Source organism: Nostoc sp. UIC 10630 (genome assembly GCF_010747425.1).
Taxonomy (GTDB): Bacteria; Cyanobacteriota; Cyanobacteriia; order Cyanobacteriales; family Nostocaceae; genus Nostoc.
The window spans coordinates 13,100-30,886 of record NZ_JAAGOG010000005.1 but is presented as its reverse complement, the minus strand read 5'-3'; the positions used below and the strand labels follow the sequence as shown (position 1 = coordinate 30,886).

Annotated in this window: 13 protein-coding genes; all 13 read left to right on the top strand. The window is 39.1% G+C overall.

Annotated features, from left to right (window positions below):
- The first annotated feature begins 28 nt into the window (after positions 1-28).
- The 13 genes from G1O98_RS02685 to cas6 all read left to right on the top strand — a co-directional run bounded on the left by G1O98_RS02685 (position 29) and on the right by cas6 (position 17,781).
- The gene (locus G1O98_RS02685) at positions 29-1,501 is read left to right on the top strand and encodes a DUF1887 family CARF protein (protein ID WP_163927054.1); all 1,473 of its coding nucleotides are present in this window, start codon (positions 29-31) and stop codon (positions 1,499-1,501) included.
- A complete protein-coding gene (locus G1O98_RS02680; protein ID WP_163927053.1) occupies positions 1,498-3,180 on the top strand; it encodes a hypothetical protein in 1,683 nt (560 codons plus the stop codon). Before G1O98_RS02685 ends, G1O98_RS02680 begins: the two co-directional genes overlap by 4 nt.
- Complete coding sequence (locus G1O98_RS02675) at positions 3,143-3,835, top strand: RAMP superfamily CRISPR-associated protein (RefSeq protein WP_163927052.1); 693 nt, start codon at positions 3,143-3,145, stop codon at positions 3,833-3,835. The genes G1O98_RS02680 and G1O98_RS02675 overlap by 38 nt, the downstream gene beginning before the upstream one ends.
- Positions 3,832-5,502, top strand: a complete 1,671-nt coding sequence (locus G1O98_RS02670) for an RAMP superfamily CRISPR-associated protein (RefSeq protein WP_163927051.1) — start codon at positions 3,832-3,834, stop codon at positions 5,500-5,502. The genes G1O98_RS02675 and G1O98_RS02670 overlap by 4 nt, the downstream gene beginning before the upstream one ends.
- Positions 5,495-7,045: an RAMP superfamily CRISPR-associated protein gene (locus tag G1O98_RS02665; RefSeq protein ID WP_163927050.1), complete on the top strand. Its 1,551-nt coding sequence runs from the start codon at positions 5,495-5,497 to the stop codon at positions 7,043-7,045. Before G1O98_RS02670 ends, G1O98_RS02665 begins: the two co-directional genes overlap by 8 nt.
- Complete coding sequence (gene csx19 / locus G1O98_RS02660) at positions 7,042-7,650, top strand: CRISPR-associated protein Csx19 (protein WP_163927049.1); 609 nt, start codon at positions 7,042-7,044, stop codon at positions 7,648-7,650. The genes G1O98_RS02665 and csx19 overlap by 4 nt, the downstream gene beginning before the upstream one ends.
- Complete coding sequence (locus tag G1O98_RS02655; RefSeq protein ID WP_163927048.1) at positions 7,640-10,135, top strand: TIGR03986 family CRISPR-associated RAMP protein; 2,496 nt, start codon at positions 7,640-7,642, stop codon at positions 10,133-10,135. The genes csx19 and G1O98_RS02655 overlap by 11 nt, the downstream gene beginning before the upstream one ends.
- 237 nt (positions 10,136-10,372) lie before the next feature.
- Positions 10,373-10,999: a DEAD/DEAH box helicase gene (locus tag G1O98_RS02650; protein ID WP_163927047.1), complete on the top strand. Its 627-nt coding sequence runs from the start codon at positions 10,373-10,375 to the stop codon at positions 10,997-10,999.
- Positions 10,980-13,028 carry a CRISPR-associated helicase Cas3' gene (gene cas3 / locus G1O98_RS02645; protein ID WP_163927046.1) on the top strand — a complete coding sequence of 683 codons (2,049 nt, stop codon included), beginning with the start codon at positions 10,980-10,982 and terminating at the stop codon, positions 13,026-13,028. Before G1O98_RS02650 ends, cas3 begins: the two co-directional genes overlap by 20 nt.
- Positions 13,029-13,188: 160 nt before the next feature.
- Positions 13,189-15,075, top strand: a complete 1,887-nt coding sequence (locus G1O98_RS02640) for a hypothetical protein (protein WP_202985776.1) — start codon at positions 13,189-13,191, stop codon at positions 15,073-15,075.
- Complete coding sequence (locus G1O98_RS02635) at positions 15,068-16,030, top strand: DevR family CRISPR-associated autoregulator (RefSeq protein ID WP_163927045.1); 963 nt, start codon at positions 15,068-15,070, stop codon at positions 16,028-16,030. The genes G1O98_RS02640 and G1O98_RS02635 overlap by 8 nt, the downstream gene beginning before the upstream one ends.
- Entirely contained in the window at positions 16,011-16,778 is a 768-nt protein-coding gene (locus G1O98_RS02630; protein ID WP_163927044.1) for a hypothetical protein, read from the top strand. Before G1O98_RS02635 ends, G1O98_RS02630 begins: the two co-directional genes overlap by 20 nt.
- Complete coding sequence (cas6, locus tag G1O98_RS02625) at positions 16,756-17,781, top strand: CRISPR system precrRNA processing endoribonuclease RAMP protein Cas6 (protein WP_163927043.1); 1,026 nt, start codon at positions 16,756-16,758, stop codon at positions 17,779-17,781. The genes G1O98_RS02630 and cas6 overlap by 23 nt, the downstream gene beginning before the upstream one ends.
- Positions 17,782-17,787: the final 6 nt, after the last annotated feature.

Below are 17,787 nucleotides of genomic sequence, written 5' to 3'. Positions count from 1 at the left end.
AATCTAAGAAGCCACATATATCTACCACATGAGTACAACCGAGTTTGAGCCGTACAAAGTAGACCACCTGTTTTTGCTGATTGGTGAAAATCCTCTGCCCAACTACATTGCAGCTCAAATACTGCTGAAAGAGGATGGTACTCTTTACTTGGTACACAGCACAGATACGACTAGTAAAGCTGCTTGTTTGGAAAGAAATTTAAAGGGTGTAAATGTCAAACCAATCTCATTGGTCAGACATGAGGCTAACTCATATGTTATTAAAAATAAAATCCAAACTGAAGTAAAAAATATCTTAACAAACCATCCAAAGCATACTTTTGGTTTGAATTATACAGGTGGAACAAAGGCAATGTCCGTTCACGGTTATCGGGCTTTATTCGAAGCTTCAGGAGTTCAGAATCCTGTATTTAGTTATCTGGATGCTCGAAGTTTACAAATGCTCATCGATAGGGACAATGATTCTCCTAAAGCTGAAGCAGTAGATATAAAACTTTCCTTAAAAGAAATCTTTGATTTGCATGATTTACGCTGGGAAACAGAGCCGATTACTGACCCAGTACTACCTGAATTAGCAATGGGATTTGCAAAACTACATACTGATAAAAAAGTAGTAATTGCGTGGCACTGGTGGTGTGATAATGTGCTAAAGCCTGGGACAAAGGTATTGCAGAAAAAGTCTAATAAACCACCTGAATGGGAATGGAAGAAGGAGGTTGATTCAGAACTTCATAAAATTAAAGAGGATTTAATAGTTCCTTTAACTCCTGACATCGCCATTTATAATTTAAATGGAAAATTGGATAAACTACAAACTCAGGAAGAAGGAAAGACTTTCTTAGAAAATTTTAAAGAAGATAACTTTCAAAAAATTAAAGAAATATGTGATTATTGGAATGCTCTTTGGGATTTAGTTCATGCACAGCATATAGAAAAAATTGGTGATTTACTTCGAAAGTATTTAGACGCTTCACTAACTGAGTTAGCACTTAAGAAAGCAGCAGATAAAGCTGGTTTTCAAAAGTTAAAACATCTTTGTGAATGGCTCCAAGGAAATTGGTTAGAGCATTACGTATTGCAACAAATTAAAGAGGTTTCTCAAGCAAATCCTGGGTTGATATATGATATAGGATTATCATTTAAAGTCAGAGATAAGAAAAAACAAGAAGAGGGAAAAGATAAATTTGAATTCGATGTTGCCTTTATGAAGGGCTATCAGTTGTTTGCATTATCTTGTACTACTGATGCTAGCAAATCTTTATGCAAATCCAAACTATTTGAAGCTTATATAAGAGCGCAACAATTAGGTGGAGAACAGGCGCGAGTAGCTTTAGTATGTTGCTACGACAAACCCAAAGAACTAGAAGCAGAACTTAAAGTTGATACTGAAGTAAAAAAAGAAGATCCAAAGATTGTTGTTTTTGGATGTGAACATCTCGATAATATTCAAAAATATATAAAAGATTGGATTGAAGACAATAATCGCTATTACGCACCATGAGTAAATACATAGGAACTGTAATTGATACAACAGGAATACAACCATATATTTTTAGCAGTAATCGTTTACGAGAAAATATAGGTGCATCGTATTTAGTAGAACAAGCAACAAATGGTTGGATTAAGTGCGCTTTACGCCAAATATTTGGAGAAAATGTGTATATTCCTGAACCGGAACAAGGAGAAAAATGTATTGAACGCGATAATCTTGATGCTGAATTAGTCTATACCGGAGGTGGTAATGCAGTTATTCTTTTCAAAGACAGAGAAGATAAAGAAAGTGCTATTAAATTTACTAAAAGATTGAGCAAAAGAGTATTGCAAGAAGCACCAGGCTTAAAAATTGTAGTAGCTCACAGTGAACCCTTTGAGTGGGGAAACAAGCTATCAGGAATTGTTGATAGTTTAATGAAAGAATTAGAGCGAAAAAAACGCGAATACAATCCTTCTGTCCCTTTGCTAGGTCTGGGAGTTACAGCTAACTGTCTTTCTACTGGATTATCTGCTGTAGCTACTAGCGATCGCTACAGTGTAACCACTAGCTATCCAGTCTCCAGAGAAATCGTTGAAAAGCTCCGAGCCGTTGACCCTAAAAATAAAGCTCCAGCCAATCAAGAACTAAAAGATACTATATTTAAAAATTTACTGCTAGGCAATTATATAGTCCCTTATGATGTTGATGATTTAGGTCGCACAGAGGGTAAAAGTAGTTACATGGCTATAGTTCACGCTGATGGTAACGGGATGGGCGGTCGCTTTAAAGAACATGGTAGGAAATGTAAAACAGACCGTGAGTATATTACTGCCATGCGTGAACTATCTAAAACTGTGAATCAGGCAGGTGTTAATGCTTTAAAAAAAGTTGCCCAAAGAGTTATCCAATTAGCAGATGGGAAATTACAGGAGCAGTTTGCAATTACAGAAAGAGATGGGGAAAAGTATCTGCCTTTTCGTCCAATAGTTTATGGCGGTGATGACGTTACATTTGTATGTGATGGACGATTGGGATTATCGTTAGCAGCACTTTACCTAAAAGAATTTGCAGATCAACAAGTAGCAGATGGAAAAGATTTAACAGCCTGTGCAGGAATAGCTATTGTCAAAACACATTATCCATTTGCTAGAGCGTATCAATTAAGTGAATCGCTGTGCAGAAAAGCTAAAAACTTTGTGCGTTCTGAAAAAGAACGACTGAGAATATCGGATTTTTCTGCACTTGATTGGCATATTGCTCCTAGCGGCTTATTGGGTTCAATCAGCGATATCCGTCAACGAGAATATCAAGTTGCTGAAGGAAATCTCACCATGCGACCTTTGTACTTGCACTCTGATAGTGATTGGCGCAACTGGGATGATTTTTCTGAGGTAGTTCATGAATTTAATACACACCCAGACTGGACAAATCGCCGTAATAAAGTGATAGCTTTGCGAGAACAGTTACGGCAAGGTTCAGAAAAAACCAAACAGTTTTTACAAGTTTACGGTTTGAATGAGAACTATTTACCCCAATTTAGTAAATCGAAATATGACAACTTATATCAATCGGGTTGGACTGAAGACCCCAGAACAAATACAAGAGTTTGTGGTTATTTTGATGCCATTGAAGCAATTGAATTTCATATTCCTTTAAAGGAGAAAAACGATGGAGATTTATTACCTGAAAATGCTGCTTTTGAGTGATACAACCTTTGGGCGTGGTGATGGAGTAGCAGGTTTAATCGACCAAGAAGTAGAGCATGACGCTAACGGATTTCCCTACTTACGTGGACGTACTTTAAAAGGCTTGTTGAGTGAAGAATGCGACAATTTGATTGCTGTGCTTTCTGAACCACCGCCTTCCCGTTGGCAAGAAGCTGCCGAACATTTATTTGGCATACCTGGTAGCACCTTGGAAACTATCTCCAAGATGCACGTTGGCGATGCTTGTTTACCCCAAGACTTGCGAAAGGCTGTAAAACTTCAACTTGACCAAGAACAGGAAAGAGAACGTAGAGGTCAGGAAAGAAGACTCACAGAAGTAGACGTTCTTGCTTCTCTTACTACTATTCGCCGTCAAACTGCTATTGACCCTGAAGATGGCGCACCCGTGGAACATAGCTTACGCTCTAGTCGGGTTATCTTGCGAGATTTATGCTTCACTGCACCATTGTTATTTGAAAAAAAAACAACAGCAGATATGCTAGCACTCTTAGCAGTCAGCACATTAGCACTGCAAAGAGTTGGTAGCGGACGTAACCGGGGTCGGGGTCATGTTCGTTGTCTACTACATGACTCAATTGATGAAGAAATTACCCAAGAACATTTTCGTTATTTTGAGCAGGAAACCAGGGGATGAAAGCAATTACTTTTTTACTGCACACTAAACAACCATTGTTAGCAACTTCGCTTCAGGGAGACCCGAACAGTGATGTATCTTTTCCTTATATTTCAGGTAGCATGATTCGGGGAGTGTTGATTGGTCGATATCTCCACCATCACACTTTAAAAAGTACAGATGATATTTTAGATGAATCAAAGTATCCAGATATAAAGCGTTTATTCTTTAATGGTAATACCCGATATTTAAATGCTTATTTGTATGATAAACAAAAACAAAAGCGCACTCTACCTGTACCGCGCTCTTGGTTAAAGAAAAAGGGTGATGACATTTCCAATTTAGACGAGATAACTGTTTATGATTTCAGTTACGAAACACCGGAAGAAGATATTTCATACAAATCACTAGATGAGATTTTTTGCACTGTAGATGATAAAGATATAGTGCTTTATAACGAAAAGCGACGCATCAACATTCATAATATGCGAAATCGCAAAAAAGGCAGAGGTAATGAAGATAATGGTGCAATATTTCGCTATGAGGCTTTAGATGCCGAACAATATTTCCAGGCTGTAATTCTCTGTGATGATCCTGACGATATAGAAAAAATTAAGCCGTTACTAGAACCACAAGAAATGTGGTTAGGTGGTTCTCAAAGTGCGGGATATGGACATACTCAGATTATTCCTATAGAAGAGGATGAAGAGCATGATTATTGGGACGAAGTGGGAATTGAGCCTGAAGACCGTAACGACAGAGAACTAATCCGTATTAATCTTCTCAGCGATCTAATTTTACGGGATAAATGGGGTCATTATGTTGCCACGCCACCAAACTCAACAGGAGATGAAATTAATCAAAAAGTTGAGTCATTAACTCAGATATTAGAAGAATTATTAGATATAAAGTTAGAACCAGAATCTAGTTATACCAGTAGTCTTATTGTTGGGGGATTTAACCGTAAATGGGGATTACCTTTACCGCAAGTACCAGCTTTAGCAGCAGGTAGCGTTTTTGTATTTAAGTATAAAGAAAAAGATGGAGAACTAGATTCAGAAAAAATTCGTTTAGTAGAAAATCAAGGTATTGGTGAAAGGCGGGTTGATGGTTTTGGAAGAATTGCTATCAATTGGCTAGAGGAAGAAGCTAAATTTTATGCTCGTTTGCCAGAGACAAAAACTGATTGGGATCAGCCACAGGTATTACCAAATTCAGAAGGTAGTCAACTAGCTCAAAAAATGGCGAAGAGAATATTGGAACAAAAGCTAGATAGGCAACTTTTAGAAAAGGTTGATAATTATAAACTCAAACCCAACAAACTCAGCAATAGCCAACTTTCCAGGTTAATGATTGTAGCAACACAAGGTTTGAGACAAGAAATTAAAAAATCAGGTGTTGAAGAATTAGAAGAAAGAAAAAAAATAGTTAGTGATTTTTTGAAAAATCTAACTAAAAATGCCAATAGTCAATTCGAAGACACAAAAGTTTATCGTAAATCTTTCAAAGGTCAGATTTGTGACTGGTTAAAAGACTCAAGTACATGGTTAGATTCAGATAATTTAAAATTTTCTATTGCTGGTGAGTCAGTTCCACCAGACTTAGTTGAAAAACTGAAGCTAGAATATACGCTACGGCTAATTATTGCGGTTGCCAAACAAGCGATAAAGGATAAACAAGATGAATAGAACACGCGAAGGACGACATATTATTAAGCGCATCATTGTACGCGGTGTTTTGGTTCTGGATACGCCAACTTGTTTGGGAAATGGTGATGCTGAAGGTGCTACAGATATAATGCTGTTACTTGACAGTATTAGTCATAACCCTTTACTAACAGGTTCATCAATTGCTGGTGCTTTACGCAATTATTTACATGAATATCAGTGTGATTACACGAAAAGTGAAAGCCGTGATAATATAGCTGCAAAGTTGTTTGGTGATTTATTTGCTTACAAGGATGAAAGGAATAAAAATGAAGCAGAGAAAATTGCATTAAGAGAAAAAGATAGTCAAAGTCCTTTAATTATTCATGATGCAATAGGTAGCACTATTCACAATGTTGAAATACGAAATGGAGTCAAAATAGATGGTGCAACTGGTACTGCATCTGACAAAGCAAAATACGACTTAGAACTCTTGCCAGCAGGGACTAAGTTTCCTTTGAACTTTGAGTTGTTAATTGAAAAAAATAAAGATAAAAATGAGGATGAATTAAAACAAGCACTTGCTTTAGCTTTAGAAGGGTTAAAGAATGGTGAAATTGCTATTGGAATGAAAAAGCGGCGGGGTTTTGGTCGCTGTCATGTAGATGAGTGGCAAGTTTGGGAATTTGATTTAACTAAACATAGCGATCGCATTGCTTGGTTAATATTTGAAAGACCTTGGGGTAAGCCTTATGCTACTAAATTACCAAACGACAGACTATTGAGTAATATACACCTCCAGAAGCTAAAGGTAGATCAGCTAGATAAGCGCGATCGCCTTTTCATCACTGCCAAATTTCAACTAGCCAGTCCCTTACTCATTCGCTCTGGTCAAGATTTAATTCAAAACAAATGTTCTCCCGATATGGTACATTTGCACTCCTATAGAAAAGACAAACCTGAGCCAGTTGTTTCTGGTACAAGTTTAGCAGGAGTGCTGTGGCATAGAGCCGAGAGAATAGTGAATACTTTAGATAAGAATTTACAAATTGTGTATGACCTATTTGGCTTTGTTAAAGAAGAAAGTAAACAAGCAAAGGCTAGTCGTTTAGTTATTCATGAAAGCTTGATAAAAAATACAGTTGACATTGTACAAAGCCGAATTGCTATTGACCGTTTTACAGGCGGAGCATATAACGGAGCATTGTTTCAGGAGCAACCTGTTTTTAGTATCTCTAAAAAAGAGGATATTCAAAAAATTAATAAAGTTAAGGGTAAATTAAAAAAAAGTAGCAATATAAGTAGTAACACAGCGCATATAAAACTAGAACTGGAACTACGTCAACCAAAGGGATATGAAATTGGGTTACTTCTGCTGCTACTTAAAGATTTATGGACGGGTGATTTACCAATAGGTGGTACTAGCAGTATTGGGAGAGGACGTTTGCAGGGAGTTGAAGTAACTATAGTTTGGCAACAACACAAGTGGGTAATCTCTGAGGAGAATCGGAAATTACTAATCAGCAAACAAGATAAAGATGAAATGGAAGAGTTTGTTAAAAAGTTTTTGGAGCAAGCACCATGAATCAAGATTTGTGTCAGGAAGTTTCAACAGAAACAATTGAACTATCACTTCAGGATTGGTTAAAGCAACAAGCAATTACTACAGATTATCAGTTACGATACGTGTTAGCTCATGCAGAGGATGGAGTTGTCTGGGGATATTTTGAAGTAGAAAGCGGCATTTTAGAAACTTCTAAGCAAGCTTTTCCTGAGTATGATTTTCCTACATTACGTCTGTCAACATTACAACAATGCCGGATATTTGGAGAAGCTGGTGAAGTTTTACTATGGAATAGTAATGGGAAATGGCGATCGCGGCTAATTTTACAAAGCCAAGTATCAGAATTACTTGAACAAGAAAAAATAGGTTTAATACCAGAATCACAAATTCTCTGGGGTACTCAAGGAAAAGCAAACGGTAACTTTACCTTACTTTCAGATGGTTCTCAGGGGCTTAAATATGCTGCTCCCATCACAGGGATTACTTTTAGCCAGGATAAACAGAAACAGTATCGTCCGCTTCGACTAGAAGTACATCACTATTTTTATTATGACCAAGATGGAGTAGCTCGTATTTTTCTCAGTCGTCTTGTATCTCTCACAAAAGAAAAAATTTATGAATCCTAAACATCTAAAAAAAGTGCCTGATGAACGGAAAGCAGTCGCTCCATACAACTTCATAGAACTACCAGAAAAAGTAGTTAAAGCAAAACTTGAACTTAATGGTAAGTTACGCGATAACAATCGCTACTATTCTGACCGCCACACTGGCAAAATTGTATGTACCTTAAAAACTGAATCACTTTTATATATTCGTTGTGGTTTAACACCGACTGATTTTGCTGATTTTGGAGAAAAGTCGAACGAAGAATTAACACCAAAACAACGCAAAAAAAAGGCTGAATTCTTTCAGCATCCTTCAAAACAGTATCCCGTTTTGCCTGGTAGCAGTTTGCGTGGAATGGTGAGAACTCTAGTTGAAATTGTTAGCTTTGGCAAGATTGAAAGAGTCTCAGATGCTTCAAAATTTTTCTTCCGTGCAGTTGCTGCTGATAAGCAAGATCCTTTGGACGAACTGTATAAAGATTTGCTGAAAAGTGTAAAAGCTGGTTATCTAGTCGAAACTCAAGAAGGTTGGTTTATTCGTCCAGTTTCCCAAACAGTTACGGGAAATAATAATACATCATTTGTCTGGGTTAAAGAGGATAGAAGAGCAAAAAGAGCAGCTGGTGAACAAGATATCCGAACAATTGCTAATCAGTTCACTCCTAGATTTATTACTTTAAATCAAGCAGGTTATCTACCACAATATCAAGAGGTAAGCTTTGAAACTACCTATTCAAAGAATGGACGCACTTTTGCCAAGAATATTAGTGCCAATCCAAACACTTATCAATATAGAGGATGGCTTGTAACTAGCGGAAATATGAAGCAAGAGGGTGACAGCAGTAAATCTCATCGGCAAAATCACTACATTGTGCTAGCTGAAGACAAAACCGGAACTCAACTTTTAAAAATTGATGATGCTGCTATCAAGCATTACCGTGACGCACTTACAGATTTTCAAAAGCAGCAACCATTTGATAAAAATATGGGGGTTTTGGAAGCTGGCAGACCTATTTTTTACAGTGAAATGTTCTCATACTGTGAAATCAAGTCCAAACAGGTAGTTAGGTTATTTGGTCAAAGTCCTAACTTTCGTATTCCTTATTCTCCTAAAAATGATGGTAAAGCCGCATCAGCAGTTGATTTTATCCCTGAAGAAGTAGGTGAAGCTGACAAAATTGACTTAGCTGATGCCATTTTTGGCTTTGTTAGGCGTAAAAACGAGAACAAAGAACAAGGTTCTGATAAAAATAAAAAAGAAAAACAGGAAAAATCTCGTGCTGGACGTATATTTTTCAGTGATGCTCAATATAAAAGTGAAGAAAATGGTATCTGGCTGACTGATGACACCATTACACCACAAATTCTGGCTACTCCTAAACCAACAACATTTCAGCACTACTTAGTCCAAAAAAGCCACGAAAAGAAAAACCTGAAGCACTATGCTAGTCAACCCACTCAAGACACAGGAATTCGGGGACATAAACTATATTGGCATAAGGGAAATGTAGACATAGACAGAATTAAAACCAACGCAACTGAAGCTGAAATTAAAGATAAACAATCCCAGTACACGGAAATTAAACCAATTCAATCAGGAGTTTCTTTTGAGTTCACCATTTATTTTGAGAATCTCAGTGATGTAGAACTGGGTGCGCTTTTATGGGTATTAACCCTATCAGTTGAAGATGTAGAGAAAGTCAAATTACTTGGTCTTGATAGCAAAGAAAAATATCGGCTTTCCATTGGTATGGGAAAGCCATTAGGTATGGGTGCAGTAATGATTGAAAAATATGACCTTTCCCTTAATGAACGATATCGTAATGAACCTCAGCAGCGATATACACAGCTATTTGATGATAATAACTGGTTAAGTGGCGATCGCCCTGCTACTTATGATGAGCATAAAGAATTTATTCAGAAGTTTGAAGAATATGTAACTACACGCATTAGTGAAGCTGACTTTCCCCAAGATTATCCAGACAAACAAGATTATGCAAAATTGAAGCTAAAGGATGTACCACGTATCAAAATGTTACTAACTATGCTGAGATGGGATATTTTTCCACCTGTAAATAGAACACGGTACATGGAAATAGAACGAGATATAACAACAAATGACTACATCTGTCAGTCTGTTAAGGAAGATGATAAAACAGTTAATGAGTATAAATGCCGTCTAATACTGCCAACTCCATTTCAAGTAATGGATATGCCAGATAATCGAAGACATCAAACCCCAAAATCAGATAATTTAAAGTCATACCGCCAAAATGAAATTACTAAATCTAAACCATCTCAAGAATTTCAAATTGGTCAAATTTTAGATGCCGAGGTTATCAAAATCATAGGTATTAAAGTTACTTATAAAATGTTAGTTGATATTAGGCGAACTACAGATGAACATAAAAAAGCTAAGTATCTACAGGAAGGACAAATAGTTAAAGTCAAAATTACGGCTTTGAAAGATAGCAGAGAAATTAAAAATATCAAATTATTGGATTGATTAGTTTCATCGAAATTAATGATTGCAATTACTAAAGTTTTTTTCCATAAACATGGAAACAAGAACCATAATTTGTGGATTTTATCGGTGGATCATCTTTCTTACCTCCATAATGGTTCTATTTATATTTCGTTTTCGCCTGTTTGTACTTTCATTCTCCCGTCATAACTTTTCGGAAAACCCCTCTTCCAACCATGAGATATGTTTAAGAACGGAATCTCTTACTCAAACTAATTCATGATTGATGAATATTTCCAAACCCTCACGACCTACGCCCCGCGCAACTTTCAACGAGAAGCGATCGCCAAACTCTTACAGCGTCAAGATATCCTTCTCCGCGCACCAACAGGATCAGGAAAAACAGAAACAGCGATCGCACCCTTCCTCTTCGCCAAAGCTCTGAATATAGACTTCCCCAATAAACTTATCTATGTTGTCCCCCTACGAACCCTAGCCAACGGCCTGCGCCAACGGACTGAAATATTAGTTACGAACTGGGAAAAAGTTTATCCATCATCACGTTCCCTAGCTGTCACCCTACAAACAGGAGAAAACCCAGAAGATCCCCGCTTTGAAGGTGACATTGTTTTTTGCACCATTGACCAAATGTTAAGCAGCTTCCTGAATATTCCTTACTCAGTCGGTCGTGGTTCTGCCAATGTTAACTCAGGAGCGATTTTTGCTTCATATCTGGTATTTGATGAATTACATTTGCTTGATCCAGACCGTTCTTTCGCTACTGTTCTGAAGGTTTTACAACAAGTCAAAGGCATTTCCCCATTTTTGCTAATGACCGCGACTTTAACTAATGAACTTGCAACCCAAATACAGACGTTGATAGATAATGGAAATTATTCAAGTTGAAGATGCAGATTTACAAGCCATAGAAGGTGATCGCTGTCGTACATTTCAAGCTGTGTCTCATCCTCTTAACGCTTCGGTAATCCTAGACGATATTCGAGCTTATGGGCGTAAACGAGTAATAGTCATCTGTAACACAGTTTCCCAGGCTCAGGGTTTATTTAGGGATTTAGAGGAACTGAACTACGATGAGGGAATATTGCACGTTACATTGTTACATTCGAGATTCCTCCCAGAACATCGGGCCCGAAAAGAAACTGACCTGAAAACTATATTTACTCAAAACTGGCAAGATGATGGTAATTGCTACGTTTTGATTTCTACCCAAGTAATAGAAGCAGGAATCAACATCACCTGCCAAGTCATGCATACTCAACTCTGTCCAATGAACTCGCTTTTACAACGGGCTGGACGTTGCGCTCGGTTTGGTGGTGAAAAAGGAGAAGTCTATATTTATCCTACAGTTGAAGTTAACGCAGCTTCTTGTAAAATAGCGATCGCAGATTTAGAACTAGAAGAAGAATCAGCACCTAAAAAGCAAAGCTTTCTGCCATATCCTCAAGAAACCTGTGAACTCACATGGCTTGTGTTACAGGAACACAGTCAATCTGTACAGTCCAATGAGAATGTTGGATTTCGTACTGAAGAACAATGGATAAATCAGGTTCACACTACAGAAGACTTACTACAGCAACAGCGACGACTTAACAACCGGATGAATTTTGAACAACGCTTTGAAGATGCGTTTTTTAGAGGGGATCAATCTGCTGGGAGAGAATTGATTCGGTCAATCGATAGCCGCAGTGTATTTATCTGGGAAGAAAATGGCTTAATTGATATTGAAGAGGAAGTAGTTGACCCCCAAAAACTGCTAAGTTTTTCGCTACCTGTTTCCATGCTATGCAAAGTGTGGCGGGAGTTTCAAAATATGGAATTTGGAGCAGACTGGATTTTTAAGCAGATTGAAAACCCAAAAGGGAAAGCAGAAACATATAGTCAACCGGTTTGCACTCCAATTAAATCTCGTGAGGCACTGATTGGCAGTATACGGATTTTAGTTAATCCTCGCTATGTTCATTATGACGAACATATTGGCTTATTAATTGGCATTGATGTTTTCGGGAATCACTTCGTTTCTCCTGATAAGTCAAAACGTGTAATCGCTAGTGAGTATCGTTACCAGATGGACAATTATGTAGGGCATCTAGTATTGATGTGGAAATGCTGGCGGGAAGCATTTACAGTAAACCGATTAAAAAATGGAGTGTCCCAAGAAACTACTTTTACTAGTGTTCGTGATGAACTGTTAGCGGCTGGTGGACGATTTATCAGAGGTAAAATTTTCCCGCAGGCGCAGGAGAAAGAAGCAGAAGCTTTATTTGAATCATTAGTATTTTTCGCAATTTTTACCCATGACCTGGGGAAACTACAAGTGAAATGGCAAGAAGTGATGCGGGGATGGCAAGCGATGGCTCATTCTTCATTCTCTGGCAGAAACCCCGGAAAACATTTACTAGCGCACACCGACTACAGCCCAGAAGACAGACACCAACGAGATGCGCTCAAAGACTATGAAAAGAAACACAAGCGTCCTAACCATGCTGTTGAAAGTGCTTACTTAGGTCAAGAGATTCTTAAGCAATCGTTAGTACCCCTACTGCAAGATAATTTCTTGGCAGATACAGAACAAATTAAATACATCTGTCATACAGTAATCATGGCTGCGGGTCGTCACCATTCTGCTTGGGTAGGGGGATGGGATCAAGCAGCAACGGCGAAGATTAAAAGTATAGAGTTACACCCAGGGGCAAAGCAAGCGATCGCTGATAGTTGGCGGAGTATTCATAGGTTTCTACCACAGCTATTATCTTTACCAAAAGCAAACTTGAGCAAAGATGTCTACCCGATTAAAAAAGACTTTGATTTAAATAGGTTTACACCTGACGAAACTGAATATTTACAACTTTACTTGCTAATAGTCAGAGCTTTGCGCCTTTGCGATCAGCGTTCAGTACAGCTTCACAATATCTAGCTATCACCGGAATCGACCAGTGAAGTCTTGGTTTATCGCCTGTGCCCGCAGGTATGCCATCACAAGTACAGCAAAGGAAGCATCAGTTTGCTCTAACTCTAATCAATAGGCTTCGTATTGGGAAAGGTCTGACATATTTTATTGGAATAGCCCTCTTCCAATGGGGTATAGAATCTTTGGAAGTACACAACGCTCATGGGTAAAACGCCAGATGATAGAGCGCCTATTTGTCACTAAAAAAATCGGCACTTATGCCGACACCTTTCTAATGCTAGGTCTGGTGCAGCTTGTAGAATATGCCCTGAAAGGGACTAACCAAAAAACCGACATTCAGCTTGTGGATGAAGGGACACGCTACTGCATCCAGTTGAAGAAGGCTGTCAATTTAGAACCAATAGGTAAACTAAGTTACACAAACCCGTTTCCACCAGTCAAAGGTAAAAAGACAGATATCAGCAAAATATCTCAGGAAACAGTTATCTTTGACACAGTAGAACAAAGCGATGCGCGAAAACTCTACCGAGATTATGTATTTCAGCAACGGGGCAAAGTTCAATTTAATGAAGATGCACCAGCTCCACCCCATCCTAGTACTCAAAATGGTGTAGTCCTAACTTCCATGCGCCACGATCGCAATCATAACGAACTGTGGCAATTGGGTTGGCAGAACAAGGATCACTACGGCGTTTTGCTTGTTACCCTCTTCCAAGCTTTTAGCCAGGAGAATTACTCTAGCTTGAATGGAGAAACTAAGCAGGTTGCGGAGTTATTCAAACAAGCAACTGGTCGCCATTTGCCTCAAGAGGGCAGTGCTGTCAAGGTTTACCTGCCTACATCAGTTCAGGGAGTTAACCGCATCAAGGCGGATAGCAACAAAGTAGATTCTCAAAAAGCAGATTGGTTAAGCTTATGGCTGATTGCGGGAGGATTATTTAGCTTTGGGGTTGCTGAACGAGTCAAGATTGCCGAACGAGTTTATGACTGGCGAGTTGTAGCGTTAGAACCATTAGATATTCAATTGAGCAAATATCGGGAGGTGTTAGATAAGTTACGCAAATATAACCCACCTTCTGGAGGACATGGGATTGCCCGGTTTGATGCAGAGTTGGTGTTGCGGTTTTGTCAACAACTGCTCAATAGTCACCCATCTCAAGTTGATGCAGAACTAGATGACTTTGACCTATGGCAACCGATTAACCATTTTGTCAGCAACTTTGTAGGCACTCACTTTGGCTCGAAAGGGCAGGTTTATGGTGTCAAAGAAGTTTTTACCTTGGGGCTTCCTGGGTGGATTAGACCAGAAAATTCTGAGGAATTGACAGATTATTTGAAGGTTCTAAATGAGCATCTGTTTGTGATCGGTAGCCTATCGGCGGAAGAGGGACACAGCGAACTGTTAGCTGCATATCGAGATTTTATTACTGGGACAAATCTTCGTAGGTTTTTTCGTTTTCAGGCCAGTTACGCCGATTACATAGTTAAACGCTTGGCAGATCCCAAAGCAAAACCTCCCCGTTTATTTTCAATTGCTGGACTGAACACTATGACTAAAAAAGACACAGATTTCACCAAAATTACTACAGACCCCAGCTTTCTCCGCATCGCCAAAGCAATTAATCAAGCAACAGTATATGCAGGGAAGGTGAAAACTCAACAGGGTGTTATAGAACTAGATTGGCAACGCACCTATGGATTGGCACAACGTTTGAGCAGTCAATCTGGCTCCAAGAAGGATTTTTTGAGCGAAATTACTGATTTTCTGGCGAAATACCAAGCAGAAAATTTACGCTTATCGGAACAACTTCTTAAGGAAGGCAAATCCCTAAGACGAGTTTGGACAACCAAAGAAGACCTAGACCGATTAGTTGAATTGGTTGAAAACTATGACACAGTACTGGTTGCTAATTTGTTGATTGCCTATGGGTATGCCCGTTGGACAAAGGCGAAGGAAGTGGATTTAGAAGATGAGAATGCGGATATTAATGACGAGCAAGATTTAAACAACTTGGAACCAACTGAAAATTTAGGAGAATCCAACAATGACTAATACACATTTTCCCGTTCATTCAATTTCAGTTAGTGGTACATTGTCTTGGCAACTTCATGCTCTGAATAATGAAGGAAATGAGGGCAATCAATCGCTAACGCGTCGCTACTATATTATTCAGAAAGACATGACTGAACCTGAATATGTTAATGGAGTTTCCGGCGATATGCTCAAACATATCCAAGCAGAACATCTGCACCGGATTGCGATTCAGGAAGGACTAACACTTTCAGAAGGGGGAAAGCAATTTCATCCTGACCGTATTGGTTATGACTTGGAAAAAGGACTTCCGGTTTTTACACAGTCAGATACAGATTTGACTGCCAAAACTAACCAAGTACTCCAGCGTTGCACAATCAGCGACTTAGAGGGATTTATGGTGACAGTTAAGGGTGGACAAACTCTAAAACGGGAATCTGTAATTGAGTTTGGGGCAGCTGTGGGTTTACCAACCTTAGTCAAAACCCAGAGCTACTTCCATGCGAAATATGGAACAGATAACCCAACTCCTTACAATGTACAGGTAAGTTCCGGTTTATATGCAACTGTTCTCAATATTGAAGCTTTTCGCATTGGCTACAATCCCCATAATTTTAGCTACAGCATTGATCCTATTGAGCGCAAAAAACGGCTAGATGTCCTACTAAAAAGTGTGCTTTATACCTACCTGCAACCTAATGGTGCAAAGCGCAATACCCATTTACCCCATCCTGACCATTTTGAAGGTGTAATTACTGTTAGCACTCGCCGTTGTCCCGCACCAATGCTCAGTCCCTTATCAGCAAGTTACAGCCGCCAAATTCATAGCTTGGCTGACACCCTAAATAATCTCAATGGTGCAAATACAATTCGTTGCTTTGATTTTGAGACAATTGCCCAGTTCGCTGAACAAATTCAAACCCTAATTGAACAATCGCAACCTTGGGAGAGTAACAATGCCGAAGCCATCGAATAAATCAAAATCTTCACTGTCCAAACAGGAGCAGGTGAAAGCAAGCTCCAACCAATGGTTAACCGTCACCTATCAGCCCGTTAGTCTATTCTCTCTCAAACGCTCCGATGCAACGAGCATGGCGGCTCGGTCAAATCTAGTGCCAACTCCTTATGCGATCAAGATGGCGTTGCTGAAAGTGTTGTTGGAAAGTAAAGGAAGGCAGCATCAAAGTAATTTTGATCAATGGATTAAAAGCGAATTTATCTGGATTCGAGACTTACAAATTTACATTTGGCCACCAGAGCAATTGGTTGTGAATCGCAACGGCTACAAACTTCGCTACTATGATCAAACTGCTGATAAGGCAGATAAGAGCCGGACGACACTACCTATGCAGGGTGGGTTTGTTTTTCGGGAATGGGTGCATTTACAAGGACATCTACAAATTTGTTGTGGTGGTTGCGATCGCTTGGCAGAACTAGAGCGGCTGTTTGCTCTAATTAACTACTTTGGGAAACGAGGCTGTTTTTTTCAATATCTTCCAGAATACAAACAAGAAACTTCTGAACCATTATTTCAACCAAATCTGATTACTGGCTTTACAGCACAGCCAATGGATGATTTGGGTGAAAAGGCTACCTTTAACCGAATCAATCCTTTTTCCACTGACAAAGCACAACTGGATAAAGACCGAGTAATTAAACCTGGATTTTTACCTTTACGACTTGTTGCTACAAGCGCCCGTTATGACATCTACCAAAGATACTGAAGCCACATTCGCTGGACTTAGCGTAGTTCTCAAACAAGTAGAAACTTCAATTAGCCCCACTTCATTAAACTCTTGGCTATCAGAAACCCGGCTTTTACCAATTTGGATTCCTTTACGGATTAAGGAAGGTGTTACCAAAATTATGCCTGTATTGCCAAACTCAGCTTTATATCCAAATCTGATGCAATCTATTTATCAGCAGATTGCTCAGAATACCTTGGTGGAGTGGTGGCAAAAACCCTATGAACTAACTGGGGTTGAGGTAGATTCCCATGCGTTGCATATAATTCAAGTTGCTGTTGCATCTGCTGCGCCCCTGCTAACACTGGGACGAGCCATTCATGCTCAATGTTTTCAGTGGTTTGCTAATGCCGATACTGCCTTAGCTGAACACTTACATCAACAAAATACCTTACCGTTAACTGTGGCAATGCAGTATGTTTCTCCACAAAAGATGCAATTGAAAATTACCTTGTTGAAAAAAGAACTGCTAGCACCTTTACTTTGGGGATTAAGTACCAACCTGGGAGAGTCAATCATGCTGGCAGGCATACCTTGCCAATTGGGGAAGTCGATAGATATCGTGCAAGCTAGTAGTTTTGAAAAACTAGTACAGGTAACAACCCAAAACGTAATTGAGTTGCGCTTTTTTTCACCTACTAGCTTCAAGCAAAATGGAGGAGTGCAGCCTTTCCCCCTACCAGAACTGGTTTTTAACAGTCTATTGCGCCGTTGGAACACATTTGCTCCGCCAGAACTGCAATTTCCCGAAGTTGAGTGGAATGGTTTAGTTTCTGCTTATGACCTCAAAACCCATGCCTTAAAAATGGAAGGTGGAGCAGAAATTGGTGCCCAAGGATGGGTAAAGTATCGATTTTTAGATTTTCAACAAGCAAGAATAGCCTCAACCTTAGCTCATTTTGCAACATTTGCGGGAGTTGGGCGCAAAACAGCGATGGGAATGGGGCAAGTCAGATTGGTTGAATCCCGCTTACGGGGCTGAACTAAA